The 16,476-nt window shown below is 66.7% G+C and carries 17 protein-coding genes and 1 pseudogene; 8 read left to right on the top strand and 10 right to left on the bottom strand.

Annotated features, from left to right (window positions below; genetic code table 11):
* Positions 1-9: 9 nt before the first annotated feature.
* Both CIHUM_RS04120 and CIHUM_RS04125 read right to left on the bottom strand, forming a co-directional pair.
* On the bottom strand, positions 10-1,056 hold the full coding sequence (locus CIHUM_RS04120) for a DNA recombination protein RmuC (RefSeq protein WP_034999630.1): 1,047 nt from the start codon (positions 1,054-1,056) through the stop codon (positions 10-12).
* Positions 1,057-1,087: 31 nt separating this feature from the next.
* On the bottom strand, positions 1,088-2,470 hold the full coding sequence (locus tag CIHUM_RS04125) for an AI-2E family transporter (protein ID WP_243427163.1): 1,383 nt from the start codon (positions 2,468-2,470) through the stop codon (positions 1,088-1,090).
* A 94-nt stretch (positions 2,471-2,564) separates the two neighbouring features.
* Between CIHUM_RS04125 and ychF the strand changes: the two genes are divergently transcribed.
* A complete protein-coding gene (gene ychF / locus CIHUM_RS04130) occupies positions 2,565-3,650 on the top strand; it encodes a redox-regulated ATPase YchF (protein ID WP_034999632.1) in 1,086 nt (361 codons plus the stop codon).
* Here ychF and CIHUM_RS04135 read toward each other — a convergent pair whose 3' ends face one another.
* Positions 3,651-4,001, bottom strand: coding sequence for a VOC family protein (locus tag CIHUM_RS04135; protein ID WP_034999969.1), 351 nt, complete (start codon positions 3,999-4,001; stop codon positions 3,651-3,653).
* A 265-nt stretch (positions 4,002-4,266) separates the two neighbouring features.
* On the opposite strand from CIHUM_RS04135, the gene CIHUM_RS04140 reads away from it, so the two are divergent.
* Both CIHUM_RS04140 and CIHUM_RS04145 read left to right on the top strand, forming a co-directional pair.
* Positions 4,267-4,545: a type II toxin-antitoxin system RelE/ParE family toxin gene (locus CIHUM_RS04140; protein ID WP_074432060.1), complete on the top strand. Its 279-nt coding sequence runs from the start codon at positions 4,267-4,269 to the stop codon at positions 4,543-4,545.
* An 8-nt stretch (positions 4,546-4,553) separates the two neighbouring features.
* Complete coding sequence (locus tag CIHUM_RS04145; protein WP_034999634.1) at positions 4,554-4,859, top strand: HigA family addiction module antitoxin; 306 nt, start codon at positions 4,554-4,556, stop codon at positions 4,857-4,859.
* A gap of 76 nt (positions 4,860-4,935) precedes the next feature.
* On the opposite strand, the gene arfB is transcribed toward CIHUM_RS04145, so the two are convergent.
* Both arfB and CIHUM_RS04155 read right to left on the bottom strand, forming a co-directional pair.
* Entirely contained in the window at positions 4,936-5,379 is a 444-nt protein-coding gene (gene arfB / locus CIHUM_RS04150) for an alternative ribosome rescue aminoacyl-tRNA hydrolase ArfB (RefSeq protein ID WP_034999636.1), read from the bottom strand.
* 85 nt (positions 5,380-5,464) lie between these two features.
* Positions 5,465-6,538 (bottom strand): FUSC family protein, encoded by a 1,074-nt coding sequence (locus CIHUM_RS04155; RefSeq protein WP_051106457.1) that lies wholly within the window; start codon positions 6,536-6,538, stop codon positions 5,465-5,467.
* A gap of 142 nt (positions 6,539-6,680) precedes the next feature.
* Between CIHUM_RS04155 and CIHUM_RS04160 the strand changes: the two genes are divergently transcribed.
* The 3 genes and pseudogenes from CIHUM_RS04160 to CIHUM_RS04170 all read left to right on the top strand — a co-directional run bounded on the left by CIHUM_RS04160 (position 6,681) and on the right by CIHUM_RS04170 (position 9,850).
* Positions 6,681-7,520 (top strand): CPBP family intramembrane glutamic endopeptidase, encoded by an 840-nt coding sequence (locus CIHUM_RS04160; protein ID WP_034999639.1) that lies wholly within the window; start codon positions 6,681-6,683, stop codon positions 7,518-7,520.
* Positions 7,521-7,531: 11 nt separating this feature from the next.
* The gene (gene chrA / locus CIHUM_RS04165) at positions 7,532-8,689 is read left to right on the top strand and encodes a chromate efflux transporter (RefSeq protein WP_034999641.1); all 1,158 of its coding nucleotides are present in this window, start codon (positions 7,532-7,534) and stop codon (positions 8,687-8,689) included.
* Between the two features lie 96 nt (positions 8,690-8,785).
* Positions 8,786-9,850: pseudogene (locus CIHUM_RS04170) on the top strand (Dyp-type peroxidase).
* Here the strand turns inward: CIHUM_RS04170 and CIHUM_RS04175 are convergent.
* Genes CIHUM_RS04175 through CIHUM_RS04185 form a run of 3 tightly spaced genes read right to left on the bottom strand, consistent with a single transcriptional unit; the run spans position 9,833 to position 11,534 of the window.
* Positions 9,833-10,210, bottom strand: coding sequence for a sensor histidine kinase (locus CIHUM_RS04175; RefSeq protein ID WP_262360373.1), 378 nt, complete (start codon positions 10,208-10,210; stop codon positions 9,833-9,835). The pseudogene CIHUM_RS04170 and the gene CIHUM_RS04175 sit on opposite strands and share 18 nt — an antisense overlap.
* Complete coding sequence (locus tag CIHUM_RS04180; RefSeq protein WP_243427165.1) at positions 10,135-10,863, bottom strand: HAMP domain-containing protein; 729 nt, start codon at positions 10,861-10,863, stop codon at positions 10,135-10,137. The genes CIHUM_RS04175 and CIHUM_RS04180 overlap by 76 nt, the downstream gene beginning before the upstream one ends.
* Positions 10,860-11,534: a response regulator transcription factor gene (locus CIHUM_RS04185; RefSeq protein ID WP_034999643.1), complete on the bottom strand. Its 675-nt coding sequence runs from the start codon at positions 11,532-11,534 to the stop codon at positions 10,860-10,862. Before CIHUM_RS04185 ends, CIHUM_RS04180 begins: the two co-directional genes overlap by 4 nt.
* A gap of 88 nt (positions 11,535-11,622) precedes the next feature.
* Between CIHUM_RS04185 and CIHUM_RS04190 the strand changes: the two genes are divergently transcribed.
* Both CIHUM_RS04190 and CIHUM_RS04195 read left to right on the top strand, forming a co-directional pair.
* Positions 11,623-12,462, top strand: coding sequence for a DUF418 domain-containing protein (locus CIHUM_RS04190; protein ID WP_034999646.1), 840 nt, complete (start codon positions 11,623-11,625; stop codon positions 12,460-12,462).
* Positions 12,440-13,282 (top strand): trypsin-like serine protease, encoded by an 843-nt coding sequence (locus CIHUM_RS04195; RefSeq protein WP_243427166.1) that lies wholly within the window; start codon positions 12,440-12,442, stop codon positions 13,280-13,282. The genes CIHUM_RS04190 and CIHUM_RS04195 overlap by 23 nt, the downstream gene beginning before the upstream one ends.
* Here CIHUM_RS04195 and CIHUM_RS04200 read toward each other — a convergent pair.
* On the bottom strand, positions 13,279-14,382 hold the full coding sequence (locus CIHUM_RS04200; RefSeq protein WP_034999651.1) for a hypothetical protein: 1,104 nt from the start codon (positions 14,380-14,382) through the stop codon (positions 13,279-13,281). The genes CIHUM_RS04195 and CIHUM_RS04200 overlap by 4 nt on opposite strands.
* 47 nt (positions 14,383-14,429) lie before the next feature.
* Positions 14,430-16,415, bottom strand: a complete 1,986-nt coding sequence (locus CIHUM_RS04205; RefSeq protein ID WP_074432038.1) for a bifunctional metallophosphatase/5'-nucleotidase — start codon at positions 16,413-16,415, stop codon at positions 14,430-14,432.
* Positions 16,416-16,476 lie beyond the last annotated feature (61 nt).

Below are 16,476 nucleotides of genomic sequence, written 5' to 3' on the forward strand. Positions count from 1 at the left end.
CAGACGAGTCTACTCCCCGGTGTTCTCGGCGGCGTGCCGGGCACGCGAAGAGACCGGTTTCAGTGCCGGGGCCTCGCCGCGCCGCGACGGCACCTGCGCCTCTTCGAGCTTGCGGGCGGTGACCATCACGCGCGAATCCATCGACGCCAGCGTGGCGTTGTACGCCTCCACCGCCTTGTCCAGCGAAGCGCCGACCCGGTTGTAGTGCTCCGCCATGGTGGACAGGCGCTGGTGCAGCTGGCCGCCCAGGCGCTGGATCTCCTTCGCTGCGTGGTTCAGCGATTCCTGCCGCCACCCCAGCGCCACAGTGCGCAGCAGCGCGAACAGGGTGGTGGGGGTGGCGATGACCACGTCTCGGGCAAAGGCGTAATCCAGAAGCTCGGGGTCGATGGAAAGCGCGGCGTCCAGAAACGGGTCCGCCGGCACGAACAGCACTACAAACTCCGGGGTGGGCTGGAACGCCTCAATGTAGGACTTCGCCGACAAGGTGTCCACGTGCGCGCGCACCAGGTGGGCGTGGCGGCGCATGAACGCCTGGCGCTCCTCCGGGTCCTCGGTGCCGAGCGCATCCAAATACGCCTGGAAGGGCACCTTCGCGTCGACGACGATGTTTCGGCCCTGTGTGAGGCGGATGATCATGTCGGGGCGGACACGTGAGCCGTCGATAAGCATGTGCTCCTGGGTGTCAAAGTCGACGTGCTCGAGCATGCCGCCGAGCTCAACCACCCGCTCGAGCTGGATTTCGCCCCAGCGGCCGCGGGTCTGCGGCGAGCGCAGGGCGGTGATGAGCTGGTCAGTGCGATCGCCCAAGCGTGCCGACGTCCGCCCGATCGCCTGCACCTGTCCCGCCAGCGAGGATGCGGAGACGGCCTGCTGCTTATCCATCTCGTCGAGCTGGGTGCGCATGTCTTTCAGCGCGCGGGCGACGGGACGCAGGTCCTGCGGCGGCTGTTGCGGCGTGGAGCGGCGCATCCAGGCGGCGCCGGTGAACACGCCGGCGATGAAGCCCGTGAGTAAGCCGGTGGCGAGGAGAAGAAGCACGGTGGCGGTCGACATGGTTGGAAGTCAACCACACCGGCCCGACACGCTAACGCTTGGGTTCGCTCATTTGTTCGTCTATGGGGTCTGTGCTGCCGGACTGCCACCCACGCAACCGTTCAAGGCCACTGTCGCGCAGTTTGCGCAGGCTGGAGGTGCCGAAGCGCTCGGTGCGCTCGGTGCGCTCGTCTGTTTCCTCGTCCGCCACGGGCGCGTTGACCCATTCGCGCTCGCCGCGCCACTCCTGGCGTTTGTGCACGGACTCTTTCTCCACGATCTCCGCGATGACGCGGCCCTCGTCGGTGGCGAACTCGATGTCGTGCGCTCCCAGCTCGCCGGCGTTGATGCGCAGCACCTCCAGCAGGTAGCGGTACACCACCGCGACCATCGCCGCAGCCGGCACCGCGAAGAAACCGCCGACAAGGCCGAACAGTGCGCCGCCGACGGTCACGGAGACCAGCACGATCACCGGGTGCAGGTTCATCGCGCGCGACTGCAGCATGGGGGAGAGCACGTTGCCCTCCAGCTGCTGGGTGGCCAGCACGATCGCCAGTACGATCAACGCCTTGGTGAACCCGAGTGTGACCAGCGCGATCAGCACCGCCAACGCGCCTGCCACCACGGCGCCGACGATCGGGATGAAGCCGGCCACAAACGTGATCAGCGCGAGCGTGAACGCCATTGGCACGCCCACGATCGCGATGCCGGTGCCGATGATGATCGCGTCCACCAGGGAGCACACCGCCTGCGCGCGGATGAAGCCGGACAGGGTGTTCCAGGCGCGGGTGAGCAGTTCCGTCAGGTACAGGCCGGTGCGGCCGCCGGTGGCGGAGCGCAGCCACGGCAGGAAGCGGTGGCCGTCCTTGAGGAAGAAGAAGGTGAGCACGAACAGCACCATCAGCGTCACCGACAGCCCGGCCGCGGTGTTGATGCCGGAGAACACCCCGCCGGCGATCGCGCCCGCCTGGTTCTGGATCCACCGCTGGATCTCGTTGACGCCCTCGTTGAGGTTTTCCGGGTCCATGTTCAGCGGCGGGCCCTGCGCCCACAGCTGCAGGCGCTGAATGCCCTCGAACGCCTGGATATACAACAGGCGCGATTGCCCCACCAGGTCGGGGGCGATGAGCATGCCGATAAACGCCAGCACCCCGAAGAACAACAGCATCGTCAGCAGGGCTGCGAGGCTGGAGGGGACCTTGTTTCGTCGTAAAGCTGCTGCGATGGGGGCGAGCACGGTGCACACGATGAGCGCGAGCACGACCGGCAAAATGCCTGCCCAAAACGCGCCGATGAGCTGGCCCACCGCGTACAAAAACACGGCGATGACCAGGATGCGCAGCGTGAACTTCGCCGCGGAAGCGATCCAGTCGTTGAACACAACGTTGCGGTCCACGCGGTCGTCGCGCACGGGGGTCTGGATCGGTTCACTCACGCGCACCATTGTGCCCCATTGCATTTTGCTTTGCGACGGCCCACCTCACGGCCCCCTCCGAACCTCGCACAAGCCTCCGCTAGGATGTTGCGACGTGAGCCTTACTCTTGGAATTGTCGGTCTGCCCAACGTTGGCAAGTCCACCCTCTTTAACGCCCTGACGCGCAACGAGGTGCTTGCCGCGAACTACCCGTTCGCCACCATCGAGCCCAACGTGGGTCTGGTGGAGCTGCCGGATCCGCGCCTGGACCGCCTGGCGGAAATCTTCGACTCGGAGCGCGTGCTGCCCGCCACGGTCTCCTTCGTAGACATCGCCGGCATTGTCAAGGGCGCCTCCGAAGGCGAAGGTATGGGCAACGCGTTTCTGGCCAACATCCGCGAGGCGGACGCGATCTGCCAGGTCGTGCGCGCGTTTTCCAACGACAACGTCATCCACGTCGACGGCAAAGTCGACCCGTCCTCGGACATCGAGGTCATCAACACCGAGCTGATCCTCGCCGACCTGCAGACCATTGAAAAGGCCCTGCCGCGCCTGGAAAAGGACGGCCGCAAGGACAAGGACATCGCCGCCCAGGCCGAGGAAGCCAAGAAGGCCCAGGCCGTGCTCGAAGACGGCCGCACGCTCTTCGCCGCCTCCAAGGGCGGGGAAGTGGACCTTGCGCTGCTGCACCACCTGCACCTGATGACGGCGAAGCCGTTCCTCTACGTGTTCAACTCCGACGAGGACGTCCTCACCGACGACGCGAAGAAGCAGGAGCTGCGCGACCTGGTCGCCCCCGCCGAGGCGGTGTTCCTGGACGCCCAGACTGAGACGGAGCTTTTGGAGCTTGACGACGAAGACGCCGCCGAGCTCCTCGCCGCCGTCGGCCAGGACGAACCGGGCCTGCAAACCCTGGCGAAGGCCGGCTTCGACACCCTCGGCCTGCAGACCTACCTCACCGCAGGACCGAAGGAGGCCCGCGCCTGGACGATCCGCAAGGGCGACACCGCCCCGAAGGCCGCCGGCGTGATCCACTCCGACTTTGAAAAGGGCTTTATCAAGGCCGAGATCGTCGGCTTCGACGACCTGGACGCGGCCGGCTCCATGGCCGACGCCCGCGCCGCCGGCAAGGTCCGCCAGGAGGGCAAGGACTACGTCATGGTCGACGGCGACGTGGTCGAGTTTAAGTTCAATGTGTAGCTAGGCCTCGGGGCTGCCCACACAGAACTCGTTGCCTTCTGGGTCCTGCATGACCGTCCAAATCAGTCCCGGTGCCTCGTGGGTGGTGAGTTCGGTAGCGCCTAAGTCTTTGAGGCGCTCCACTAAGGTTTCGCGTTTCGTCCCGCCAACATCTATGTGCATGCGGTTTTTCCCAGGTGTCGGATCCTCAACGCGCTGAAATCCCAGCGCCGGGGTGGAATCAACCATCACAAAATCGCCGTAATCCGCGGCGATTTCGCAACCGGCTGCGGCGGACCAAAACTCGGCGAGCTTTGAGGGATCGTTGCAGTCGAAGGTGATCTGCCGGATCGTGAAGTTGGGATCGCTCATGAGCATTATTATGGTGGCTGGGCTTAAAATGCGCTGCCTGGTGTACGAGCGGAGTTAGAGCCTTCCGGCCTAATGGAGTGTTTTGTATCGCGAGGTTTTCTCCCGCGAGAAAGTAGGAACTCGATCTCGTAGCCATTTTCGGCTTCGGTGACCCAAGCATCAACCTGATCTTCACTGATCGGCTTCCCTTGTATTGTCTTCACGGTAGTCACCGTAATGCGGAAACGGTGTTGTTGCGTAGGGTGGGAGTGTACTTGCATGCGGGATCCAGTCGTTCGGGAACCGAGAGACCGAGCTGGTATTCCTGCGTGAACCAGTTCCGAAACTGGATCCTCGGATCCATAAGTCGGCGAACAAGAAGCTTCACCAGCTCGACGCTGCTGTATCCCTTGACTCCCTTCTCGTACCGCCCGGGAATCGCCTAGAGGCTCTCAAGGGAGATAGGAAAGGGACGTTTAGTACCCGAGTGAATGACCAGTGGAGAATCACATTCCGCTGGAAGGGCGCAGGGCCCGAACACGTGACCATTGAGGACTACCACTAAGGAATGCCATGTCGAACAAGCTGTACCCGCCGATTCATCCTGGGGAGATTCTCTTAGAAGACTTCATTGAGGGATTCGGAATCACTCAGCACAAGCTTGCTGTGTCTATCGGGGTTCCGCCCCGTCGTATTAACGAGATTGTGCACGGCAAACGTGGAATCACGGCTGACACCGCCCTTAGGCTCGGAAAATATTTTGGGGTGGAGCCGATATTCTGGATGAATCTGCAGAACCAGTATGAGATTGAGCTGGCGGAAGATAAGGCCCTCGCCGAGATCGAGCAGATTCAGCCGGTCCAGGCTGCCTCGGCGTAGGAAGTCAGCGACCCTACAAGCGTCGCGTCATATCGGGGTAGTGGACGACAACCCCAACCCGAGTCTAGGGCGGGCGCTAAGGAATCTGGGGTCGCTTGCGTGTGGCTTTGAGCTCCGAGCGACGCTTCTTCGCCTCTCGACGGCGCCGCACCGAGCCCCTGGTCGGCCTTGTCTTCCGACGCGGGGGAGGTGGCGGGGCGAGCGCCTCGCGTAACAACGCGGCCAAACGCTCGCGCGCCTCGGCGCGGTTGCGGATCTGCGAGCGTTGGCTCGACGCGGCCACGGTGAGGACGGTGCCGTCCAGCCGGTGTTCGAGGTTGGTAAGGGCGCGGCGGCGTTGGGCGTCGGTAAGCGATGCGCACGCGGCGATATCGAGGGAGAGCTGCACCTTGCTGTCGGTGGTGTTGACGCCCTGGCCGCCCGGCCCCGACGACTTCGCAAACCGCTCCGTCAGGTCGGCGGCGGCGATGACGAGGCCGCCGGGGATCCCCGGGCCGGGTGCGATGGTCAGGTCCTGCATGCCCAACACCCTACGTTCACATTGGCGTCGAAGATGAAGCGGCTGGCAATGGGTAGAGCGGGAGCCCGTCGCAAAGTACCAGCGCCTAGCGCCGCGGCAGCACGACCTCTGGGTACTTGCGCACGTAGCCGACCGCGATGACGACGAGCGCCGCGAACGCGCCAATCACGGTCTCCGCGGTGCGGGCGAGCAGCATCGGCCAGACGGGGGAGGCCTCGACCGTCTGCACCATCAGCAGGGCGGTCGGGGTGATGAAGCTGGCGGCGATGGTGTAGTTGCGGGTTACGTACATCTCGGTGAGGTACTGCAGAATCACAATCCACACGACGATCTGCCAGCCCTGCATCGGGTGGGACAGCAAAAAACCTGCCACCGCGATGCCGGTGAGGGTGCCCAGGACGCGCTCGATGGCGCGGTAGTACTGCATCTTGAACCGGGAGTTCACCAGCGGCGCGACGGCGGCGACCATGGCCCAGTAGGAGTGGGTCAGCGGGTCGAAAATAGTCACGGAGATCAGCCCCAGCACACCCGCGAGCAGAGGGGAGAAAAAGAAGCGGCTGGCTTCGACCCGCAGGCGCCGCCGCGGCATCCGGCCCGCCTCGGGGGACCGGGAGGGGCGCTCCGGTTCCTTCGCGTCGCCGCCTGGCCCCTCGCCGATGAGGTGGGAGATTTGGCCGAGCGCCAGGCACAGCAGCGCCGCGGTGCCGGCGATGGCGAAGGCGAGCACCGGATGGACCGGATTATTCAAGGACCCGACGGCAGCGACAGAGAAGATCACAAACACCGACCCGGTCGGCTTCATGTCCGCGGCCAGCGCGATGGTCGCCCACACAGCCGACACCAGTGAGGTGACCAGCATCAACACCCACGGGCTAAGGTCCAGCCACGCCATGGTGGCCCCCGCGGTCACCGACGTTGTCAGGGCGATACCTGCAAGGACGTGGTGCTTCAGCCGCACTTGGCGGGTCATGTGCCTGCCGTACACGCCGGTGAAGGCGCCGAAGTTCGCGTAGATGGCCAGATCCATGCGGCCGAGCGCGAGCAGGGTGAACATGGGGATGGCCACGCCGAGGGCGGTGCGGAAGGCGGGGATGTGGTCGCGCCGGGCAGGGCCCATCTCAAACAGCGGGCTGAAGTGGTGCAACCGGGAACCTCCCATACGCGATCCGTGCTCGATTGTGGTTTTCCGCGGGCAGAGTCTAGCGCGGGCGCGGCGCCGGGGCTGATCAGCCCGTGCACATATCAACAGGCGGGCATATGATGGCCCGGTTGTTGTAACCGCGAGGAGGAGTTTCGTCAGAGTGCTACACGCGGGGGAGTACGCGTTCGCGTCAAGAAACCAACCCAACTACGCCTGGTGGAGGCCGCTCGCCGAAATCGTCGCGGTCGCCGTGCTTACCGTCGCGTTCGTCGCGGTGATTGGTGTTTCCCTTGAAGCCGCGGGGGTGGATACATCGAGCGGCGCGGCGGACAAGTACTTCGGGTACGGCTCCGTGGTCGTGGAGATCCTGGCGGTGCTCGTCGCAGTCCGGTTCATCGGGCGCAGGCCAGTTGCGTCCGTGTTCACAGGGCGAACAGGAACGAAACCTTGGGTGCCGTTCGCCGCGTACGCGTTGGCGTTTGTGGTCATCGCCGCTGTCATGGGAGTGGTCGGCGTGGTCGGTTACGGCGCGTCCTGGGACCAAGTTATCGGAGATATCCGGAGCGATTTTCCGTTGGAGCTCGTCATTATTGTGCTCGCGGCGCTCGCGGAAGAGATGGCGTTTCGCGGCGTGTTCTTCCAGGCGTTTACGTCGTGGACCAAGCACCCGGCCGTGGGCGCGGTGCTCGCCGCAATCCCGTTCGTGGCGATGCACCCGCAGGCGTATGGCTCACCGGTCGCATTCGCCCATTTTTTCCTTGACGCGCTGCTCTACGCGCTTTTGGTGTGGGCGTTCAACAGCCTCTGGGTCGCGGTTGCGGTGCACGCGGCCTGGAACACCTTCGGCTCGATCCAAGCCCTGGGAATCCCGAACTCGGCTGCGAGCCTCGTGGCGGCATTCGCGGCTGTGGCGGTGGCTTCTGCCGTGGTGATCGCAGTGCTACCCCGCGCCTCGTCGGGTCACACGCGGACGCCTGCTCAGCGTGGCGCCGTCCGCTAGCATCACATCTTGTGCTTGAGGTCTTACACATATTCACCCGCCTTGGCTTGACGTCGTTTGGCGGGCCGACGGCGCACCTGGGGTACTTCCGCGACGAGTTCGTGGAGAAGCGAAAGTGGCTCACCGACGACGAGTACGCCGACCTCGTCGCCCTGTGCCAGTTCATGCCGGGTCCCGCTTCGAGCCAGGTCGGCATGGCAATCGGCCTGAAGCGCGCGGGATACGGTGGCATGCTCGCAGCGTTTGTGGGCTTCACGCTGCCGAGCGTGGTCCTCATGGTCGCGTTCGCGCTCGGCGTGGCGCGCCTCGGCGACATTTCGGACGCCGGCTGGCTCGCGGGGCTCAAGGCGGCGGCGGTCGCGGTCGTCGCGCAGGCGGTCATGGGGATGGCGAAAAGCATCGTCACGGACCGGCTGCGCGCAGGCGTCGCGCTCGCCGCCTTCCTCATCGTGCTGCTCGTGCCGCACCCCGCGGCCCAGGTCGGCGCGATCGTTGCGGGCATGCTCGTGGCCACCTTTGCACTTTCGCCTATCGACGCCCCTCCGGCCCCCAGCCGCACCCCCGCCGCCAGCCGCACCGTCGGCGTGGGGGCGCTGGCGGTGTTCGCGGCCCTGCTCGCGCTGCTGCCGCTGGCGGGACGCATGGGCACGAGCTGGGGCATCTTCGACAGCTTCTACCGCTCCGGCGCCCTGGTATTCGGCGGCGGACACGTGGTGCTGCCGCTGTTAGAGCAAGCGACGGTGCCCACCGGGATGGTGGACCACGACACCTTCCTCGCCGGCTACGGCGCCGCCCAGGCGATGCCGGGACCGCTGTTCACCTTCGCCTCCTTCCTGGGCGCCTCTGCGCAGGGCGTGCACTGGCTGTGGGGTGCGGCCCTGGCCACGGTGGCGATCTTCCTGCCGGCGGCGCTGCTGGTCGTCGGCATCATGCCGTTCTGGGATCGGCTGCGCGCCAACCCGCACGCCGCCAATGCCCTCGCCGGCGCGAACGCGGCGGTGGTGGGCATCCTGGCCGCGGCGCTGTACACCCCGGTGTTCACCTCCGGCATCCACGGGCCTGCAACGATGGCGGTGGCGGCCGCGGCGTTCGTGGCGCTGCGCAACTTCAAGGTCCCGGCGTGGGCGGTGGTCATCGGCGCGGCGCTTGCGGGCTGGGCGGTGCTGTAAGCGGCGACAGGACAGGCCCTGGCCCGACTAACGCCGCGCAAGTGGGGAATGCTTAAGGCCATGACGAGTAGGAGCCAGGCAGAAGTGACCCAAACTGTGATCCTCCCGCAGTCGCGGGACGCGCTGTTTATCACCCTCGGCTTTAAAGAGGGCGGCGAGCAGGCGGCGCTGGAGGTGCTTTCCAGCCTGTCCAGCCTGACTGGCGGCGTGGGTTTCCGTTACCCGGAGGCGCACCTGACCGCGGTGGCCGGCGTTGTCGCGAAGATGTGGGACCGCCTCTTCGCGCTGGAGAAGCCGGAGCACCTGCACGAGTTCGTGGAACTGACGGGCGCGAAGCACCACGCGCCGTCCACCCCGGGCGATGTGTTTTTCCACATCCGCTCCGACGAGTTCGACGTCGCCTTCGAGCTGGCGCGCCGCATCAACGCGATCGTGGAAGACCACATCGACTACTACGACGAGGTCCACGCGTTCCAGTACCAGGATTTCCGCGACCCGCTCGGTTTCGTCGACGGCACGGAAAGCCCCCGCGGCCAGGAGGGCGTCGAGGTGGCGATCATCCGCGACGGCATCTGGAAGGGCGGCAGCTACATCGTCGAGCAGAAGTACGTGCACAACTTGAAGGACTGGAACGCCCTGCCGGTGGAGGAGCAGGAGCGGGTCATCGGCCGCACGAAGCACTCCGACATCGAGCTGGACGAGAAGGCCCCGAACAGCCACGTCGCCGTCAACCAGGTTGAGGACGAGGACGGCAACGGCCTCGAGATCGTGCGCAACAACCTCTCGTTCGGCGACGCGCTGGGCAAGTAGGGCACCTTCTTCATGAGCTACGCCCGCGACCCCCGCGTCACCGAAGTTATGCTGCGGCGGATGTTCATCGGCGAGCCGGAGGGCAAATACGACCGCATCCTGGACTTCTCCGAGGCGCTGACCGGCTGCAACTTCTTCGCCCCGCCGCGGGTGTTTTTGGACCACTGCGCCGACTACGCCCACGAGCACCTGCGCTCCGAGGGCGGCGGGGAGCCGAACCAGCCGGCGATCAACCTGCCGCAGGGCAAGGCGGTCTTCCCGGACCGCGCGGACGTGCCCACCTCCCACAACGCCGAGGACGTCGAGGCGGCCAAGGCGCGCTTCGAGGGCGCGTTACGCAGGGAGCAGTAGCTTTACGACGAGCCCGCCCCCGGCCCGCGGCGCCAACTCAACCGAGCCGCCGTGGGCCTTTGCTATCGCCTTGACCAGCGCCAGACCCAACCCGTGGCCGGAACCTGAGGTGCGGCGGGCGCGGGCGAACGGTTCGGTCCAGGTGGCCACCTCCGCCGGGTCGAGCGGCTCACCGGCCGACTCCACGGTGATTTCGGCGAAGGCGCCGGCCTGCCGGAGCGCGATTGACCCGTCGGCGCCGTGGATGGCGGCGTTGCGCGCAAGGTTGTCCACCGCCTGGCGGATCAGGCTGGGGAGGCATCGACGGTCAGCGGTGTTGCGTCCACGGGCATGCCGTGGGCGGCGCCGACCTCCCGGCACACGGCGGCCAGATTTACGGGCGCGCGGTCGCGGACCTGCACGTTAGCCAGCTGCAGCAGCGAGGACACGGTCGCGGCGTTGCGGGCGTTGACCTCGCGGATCCGGCCCAGCGCAGGGCGCAGGTCGGCGTCGTCGCCGGAAAGCGCCACGTCGGCGACGGTCTGGATGGTCGCGATTGGGGTCTTCAGCTCGTGGGAGGCGTTGGCGGCGAAGCGGCGCTGGCGCTCGACGGCGTCGGCGAGCTCGTCGAGCATCGCGTTGAGCGCTTCGGCCAGCTCGCCGACCTCGTCGCGGGGCCCGTCGTAGTCGATGCGGGCGGAAAGGTCGCCGCGGGTGACGGTGCGCGCATCGTCGGCGATCGAGCGCAGCGGGGTGATCACGAGTCCCGCCACGAACCAGCCCACCACGCCCGCAAGCGCGGTGAGCAGCGCGAGCGCCCCGAGCGAGGCCAAGAGGATGCGGCGCAGGATCTCGTCGGTGACCGGCACGGCGCCGTCGATGACCACGCCGTCGTCGGTGCCCGGAAACGACGCCATCACCGGCACCGGGGTGAGCTTCAAGTAGGCGTACACCAGACCGATCAGCGCGAGGCCGACGCCGAGGACGGTGGCCACGAACATCACTGTGATGCGGGCGCGCAGGCTCAGCCTCATCGCTCGGCCTCCGCCACGTAGTACCCGGCGCCGGTGACGGTGTGCACGATGCGCGGCTCGCCCAGCTTCTTGCGCAGGTGCGACACGGTCACGCGCGGGGAGTTCGTGAACGGGTCGGCGTTTTCGTCCCATGCCTCCGCTAGCAGGTCCTCGGCGGAGATCACCCCGCCGTCGGCCTCCATGAGCACCTTCAGCACCGCGAACTCCTTCGGGCTCAGGCTCACCGGCACCTCGCCGCGGGTCACCTCGCGGCGGAACGTGTCTAGGCGCACGTCCCCGCAGCGGTACACCTCGCCGCGGGCTGGCGCGTTGCGCTTGGCCAAGGCTTTCACCCGCGCGACCAGCTCGGGCAGCTCGAACGGCTTGGCCAAGTAGTCGTCGGCGCCGAGGTCGAAGCCTTCCAGGCGGTCGTCCAGGGTCCCGCTGGCCGTCAGCATGATCACCCGTGTCGCGGGCTGGGACTCCACGATGCGGCGGCACACTACGTCGCCGTGCACCCCGGGCAGGTCCCGGTCCAGCACGACGACGTCGGGCGGCAGCTCGTCGATAAGCTTTAGCGCCTCGAACCCGTCGTAGGCGAGGCGAGTTTGCATCCCGGCGCGCGACAGGCCGGTGGCGATGGCGTCGGCGAGGAAGGCCTCGTCGTCCACGATAAGCACCCGAATTGTCATGGTTGCGATCGTATGCGTCGCGATGTTGCGGAGACATAAACATCCGGGTTAACGCGGGCGCAACACCGGGGTTTCTAGCTTGAACCCCATGCAGACCAGAATCGTTGGAATCGACGCGGCCCGGGCCGTAGCGCTCGTCGCGATGATCGTCGCGCACCTCACCGTGCACGACGGGCTTACAGCGCAGGTGCTCTTCGGCTTCCCCGCGGGGCTCTTCGCGTTCCTCGCCGGGGTGTCCATGGGGCTCATGCGTGCCCGGCCGGTGCAGTTCGTGGTGCGCGGGGCGTGCCTCGTGGTGTTGCACTTCGCGCTGGTGCCGTTTTCCGGGACCATCGAGGTGGTCCTGGGCACGATCGGGGTCTGCATGATCGTGCTTGCGTGGGCGCCGAGGCTGGATTCGGCGTGGCTTGTCTGGCTCGCCGGTGCTGGAGCTTTGGGATCGGCGGCGCTTGCGCCGTCGGCCTCGCCGTACCCGCCGCTGATGTGGGCGGTGCTCATGGTCGCCGGGATCCTGTTCGCGCGCCACATGCCGATGCGCGCTGGGGCGGTTGTCGGGTGCTTGCTGTTCGCGGCCGATGTTGCGCTGCGGTGGTGGGTGCCGTTGCCCCCGCTTCTCGACGCCACCGGCCACACCGGCGGACTTATCGATGTGGTGGGGACCGCCGGGGCGTCGATAGGCATGTGCTCCCTGTGCTGCCTGGCGGGCCGCTGGCTGGGGTGGCTCGCGCCGCTGGGGCGGATGACGCTGACCCTGTACTGCCTGCACGTGCTGAGCGCGCAGTGGGTCGGGGTGTGGGTGAGCCTCGTCGGCGCCGCAGTGATCGCGTACGGCTGGCTCGCCGTGTTCCGGCGCGGGCCGATGGAAAGTATTGTTCGCCGCCTAGTGGCGGTGATTGGAAAGGAAAATGATGAAAAAGTTGGCGTTTAGTGTTGCAGTTGGTCTCGCTTTGGCGGCGCAGCCCGCGTGGGCGATGGAATCCGAGCAGTTCGCCGGCGACGCGGCTGAGGCGCAGCCGGTGGTCTCGGTGCGCGTGGACGACTCCGACCCCGACGACGGCGTGTGCACCGGCACCGCCATCGACCCGCACTGGGTGATCACCGCCCGCCACTGCGTCGAGGCGGCCGCCAAGCCGGGCGGCTCGGTGCGCACCGGGCAGGGCGAAAACCAGCAGGTGTTCCAGGTGGACCGCCACGAGCTGGCCCCGCGTGGCGACATCGCACTTTTGCACACCACCGAAGACATGGGGCTTTCCTCCTACGCCTCGGTGGCGGGGGAGGTGCCGAGCGGGGAGGTGAATATCTACGGTTGGTCCTCCGACGGCTCGGGAGGCTCGACCACACTGCCCGCCGCGGAGGCCACGGTGCGTGGGGAATCGCCGCTCGCGCTTTTCGACGCCCCGACCGCCCTCGACGTCGCTTTAAAGAACGGCGCGCGGATCCAGCCGGGCGACTCCGGCGGCGCCATCTTCTCTGAAGGCAAGGTCGCCGGCGTGATGTCGGCCGGCCTGTTCGAGGACCCGGAAAACCCCACCGAGGAGGAGATGAACTCCAACGCCGCGGTGGCGGTGGCGCCGGTTGCGGAGCAGGCCGAGTGGATCCGCGGCGTGGTTGGTGGTGCTGCCTCGGATTCGGCATCGAGCGAATCTTCTGAGCCCGCCGCCTCCCCGCGTTACGTGGTGCTCGGACTCGGCGCATTGGCTCTGGTGGCGGCCGGGTTCTTCATGGCGACGCGCCGTAAGACTCGTTAGAGAATCTCCGCGCTTACGAAACGGCTCACGCGCAGCGCGCCTGTCGGCATGGAAGTGTCGGTGGGGAAGTGCACGTTCTCCGGGGCGACGGTGAGCCGAACGCGCTCGCCTTGGAGTCGTTCCCATTCCAAGCCGTCGAGGCGCTCGTGGCCGCGGGCGCTGATCTCGCGCCGGCCCAAGGAGACGTACTCGGCTTCGCGCGTGTACACGGAGGTGGCGTGGTGGTGGTCGGTGAACTCACGGGGCGCATCCAGCTGGAGCAGGAAGTACTCGCTGGCGGGGTCCTCACCGTTCGGCATACTATCGATGAGCTCGGCGCCAGTCTTTGCCACCACGGTGCCTTCGATGACCAGATCAGGCTCATCGACGGGCGCGAGGCCACGCTTCTCCGGCAAGGACACCGTGAGCTCGCCGGCGTCGAGGGCGGCGCGGTCCTGGGTCGGGTGCCAATTGACAGCCAAGTGGCCCGGGCGAGGGTACTGCACGTTCATCTCCTCGGGCTCGGTCGGGGAGGAAAGCGCGGCGCCGTCAACGTCGTGCCACACAGTGGAACCGTCTCCGGTGCCGCTGAGCCAGTGCGCCTGGAACAGGCCGCGTCCAAGCTGGGACGCCTCGACGCCGGCACGGCTGCCGCCCGCGCCGGCGGCGCCGTAGATGAGGGAATCGCTGGAAGTCTCCAGGGAGCCGCCGTCGGTGGAAAACACCAGCACGCGGGCGAAATGGTTCGAGTGCTCGTCGGAGCTCATGGAGCTCAGCAGCAGCTCGGGCGCGCCGCCGCCGTTGGCCTCCACGAGGGCGTAGAAGTACTCGCCGTCGGGCACGTGGTCGACCTCGTCGCGGCCCGGGCTGGGCACGTTGAAGTTGTAGGCCGCCGGGTCGTCGAGGACCTTGGCGTACTCCGCGGGCCACTCGGCGGCGCCGCTGTTTTCTTCGGTGGCACCCTCTGGGGCCGAAGGTGCACCGATCTCGGTGGTCACCACCTCTCCCGAGTCGGGATCAACCCACTCGGTTGCGGTGACGACGACCGTCTCGCCAGCTGTGGAACAGGAGGCCAGGAAGAGGGCGCAAGCGAGTGGGGCCAGGGCGCGGGAAACCTTCATACAGCTAACGATAAGCCAGTCGCCGCGCACCCGCGCCGGCAGGCTCGCTAACGCTTAGCGACGGGCCCCAGCGCCCGATCCACCGCGAACGGGAACAGAAGCGCAACCAGGTTGGCCAGGCCGAAGGCGCCCGCGATGGCGACGGGAATGATCCAGCCGAGGTCGCCGGTGCTCGAGCCGCCGGTGTTCGGCTTGTTCGGCTCTGCGGGCTTGTTCGGCTTGTTCGGCTCGGGCTTGGCCTGGTCCGCGGCGGCCGCAACCTCGACCGGGACGGTGACCTCGGTGCCGGCGTCGGTGGTGATGCGAAGCTCCTGGGTGCCAGACATCCCCGCCGGGACGGTCAGCTTCACGGTGGCGGTGCCGAACTCGTTGGGGGTCATGTCGGCGTTGTTGGGGGAGATGGTGGCGGAACCGGAGGCGTCGCCAAGCGTTGCGGTGGCGGTGGTGGCGGTCGCACCCTGGTCGAAGAGCAGGGAGCTCAACTCGATGGTGGCCTCCTTACCCGCGGTGAGCGGGGCGGGGAGGTGCACGCCCACGTTGGACTGCGAGGTGCGCTGCTGTTGGCCACCGCTGAGCGCCTCCACCAGGGCGTTGAGGTCCACGTAGCCCAGGTTCGCGGGCGCGGTGCCCTTGGTAAAGGCCTTGAAATTATCGCCGCCAGCGAGCAGGAAGGTCGAGCCAGCCACCACATAGGTCTTCTCCGGGTCGATCGGAGCTCCGTCGACGGTGACGGAGGTGACCTTGGAACCGACCGGCGCGGCCGGGTCGTAGGAGTAGGAGACGTTGTCGGAGATGCCCAGCGGGAACATGGGGCGATCCGGGTCGTCGCGCCACTGCTCCTCCAACGCCTGCACCACATCGGAGCCCTTCAGCTCGACGTAGGTGTTCTCGCCGCCGAACGGCTGGACGGAAAAGGCCTGCTCGTAGGTGACGTCGCCGGCCTCGATCTCGGCGCGGACGCCGCCTGCGTTCATCACGCCGATGTCGGCGGTGACGGAGGAGTTGTTGCTCACGCCCTGCCGGGTGGCCTCGGCGATGAAGTTGTTGAGCTGGGACTCCTTGTCGCCCGCCTTGTACAGGTGCGCGTCCGAGTGGCCGATGACCTTCTTGCCCTCGGTGCCGGCCTTCGCCAGCGCATCCTTGATCACCGCGTCGATTTCGGGCTGCGGGGTGTCGCAGGCGCGGATCGTGTCGGCGTCGAGAAGCTCGGCGTTTTTCACGGTCAACTTCTTGGCGGCGTGGTCGAAGCGCAGGTCCACGTTGGCGAGGTTGGTGCCGTTGGAGCCGGCCTGGATCAAAAGCGGCTTCTCGCCGGAGGGCTCGATTGATTGGTGCGAGTGGCCGAGGAACGCCACGTCGACGGCGCCTGAGAACTCGTCAGCCTTGATGCCGCCTTCGTGCACGAGCGCGATGACCACGTCGGCCTCGCCGCTATCTTTCAGCTGCTCGGCGACCTCGTTCGTGGTCGCGACCGGGTCGTTCCAGGCGATGCCCTCGATGGACTTCGGGTTGACCAGGTTTGGCATGTCGTCGGTGATGGTGCCAACGAAGGCCACTTTCGCGCCGTCGAGGTCCTTGATCACGTAGTCCTTCGTGTTCTTTACGGTCTCGGCGTTGGCGGCGAGGAAGTCGAAGTCGGAGGCAGCGGTGACGCGGTCGGAGAACTCGGCGGCGCCTTCGTCGAGCTCGTGGTTGCCCAGCGCGGAGACCTGGAGGTTCATCAGATTGAGGATCTCAAGGGTGGGGGCGTCGTTGAGCAGCTTCGATGCGAAGGGGGAGGCGCCGATGTTGTCGCCGGCGGAGGTGAAGACGTGGGTTTTGCCCTCGGCGGCCTTGTCCACGGCGCACTTGAGGCGGGCCGCGCCCGGGACGTACTTCGTTTCCTCCCAGTAGCCGTGGAAGTCGGTGACGTTGGAGACGGTGAACTCGGAGGTCTCGGCCGCGAGCGCCGCCGGGGTGAAGGGCGTGAAGGCGGCGGCGAGGGCGGCGGTGGTGGTCGCGGTGACCAGCTGGATGCGGAAGCGGGCGGACACGAGGGGCCTTTCTTTTGGTCGGGTTGTGTGAGAGCAACCTTAGAAAGGGCGTTTTGCGGTG

The organism is Corynebacterium ihumii (assembly GCF_028609825.1).
GTDB classification, from domain to species: Bacteria; Actinomycetota; Actinomycetes; order Mycobacteriales; family Mycobacteriaceae; genus Corynebacterium; species Corynebacterium afermentans.

Excerpts from the sequence above, each read along its gene's own strand:
- CIHUM_RS04120 (WP_034999630.1), bottom strand. The coding sequence starts at position 1,056 with ATGTCGACCGCCACCGTGCTTCTTCTCCTCGCCACCGGCTTACTCACG.
- CIHUM_RS04135 (WP_034999969.1), bottom strand. The coding sequence starts at position 4,001 with ATGAGCGATCCCAACTTCACGATCCGGCAGATCACCTTCGACTGCAAC.
- CIHUM_RS04145 (WP_034999634.1), top strand. The coding sequence starts at position 4,554 with ATGTCGAACAAGCTGTACCCGCCGATTCATCCTGGGGAGATTCTCTTA.
- arfB (WP_034999636.1), bottom strand. The coding sequence starts at position 5,379 with ATGCAGGACCTGACCATCGCACCCGGCCCGGGGATCCCCGGCGGCCTC.
- CIHUM_RS04155 (WP_051106457.1), bottom strand. The coding sequence starts at position 6,538 with ATGGGAGGTTCCCGGTTGCACCACTTCAGCCCGCTGTTTGAGATGGGC.
- CIHUM_RS04180 (WP_243427165.1), bottom strand. The coding sequence starts at position 10,863 with ATGAGGCTGAGCCTGCGCGCCCGCATCACAGTGATGTTCGTGGCCACC.
- CIHUM_RS04185 (WP_034999643.1), bottom strand. The coding sequence starts at position 11,534 with ATGACAATTCGGGTGCTTATCGTGGACGACGAGGCCTTCCTCGCCGAC.
- CIHUM_RS04190 (WP_034999646.1), top strand. The coding sequence starts at position 11,623 with ATGCAGACCAGAATCGTTGGAATCGACGCGGCCCGGGCCGTAGCGCTC.
- CIHUM_RS04195 (WP_243427166.1), top strand. The coding sequence starts at position 12,440 with ATGATGAAAAAGTTGGCGTTTAGTGTTGCAGTTGGTCTCGCTTTGGCG.
- CIHUM_RS04200 (WP_034999651.1), bottom strand. The coding sequence starts at position 14,382 with ATGAAGGTTTCCCGCGCCCTGGCCCCACTCGCTTGCGCCCTCTTCCTG.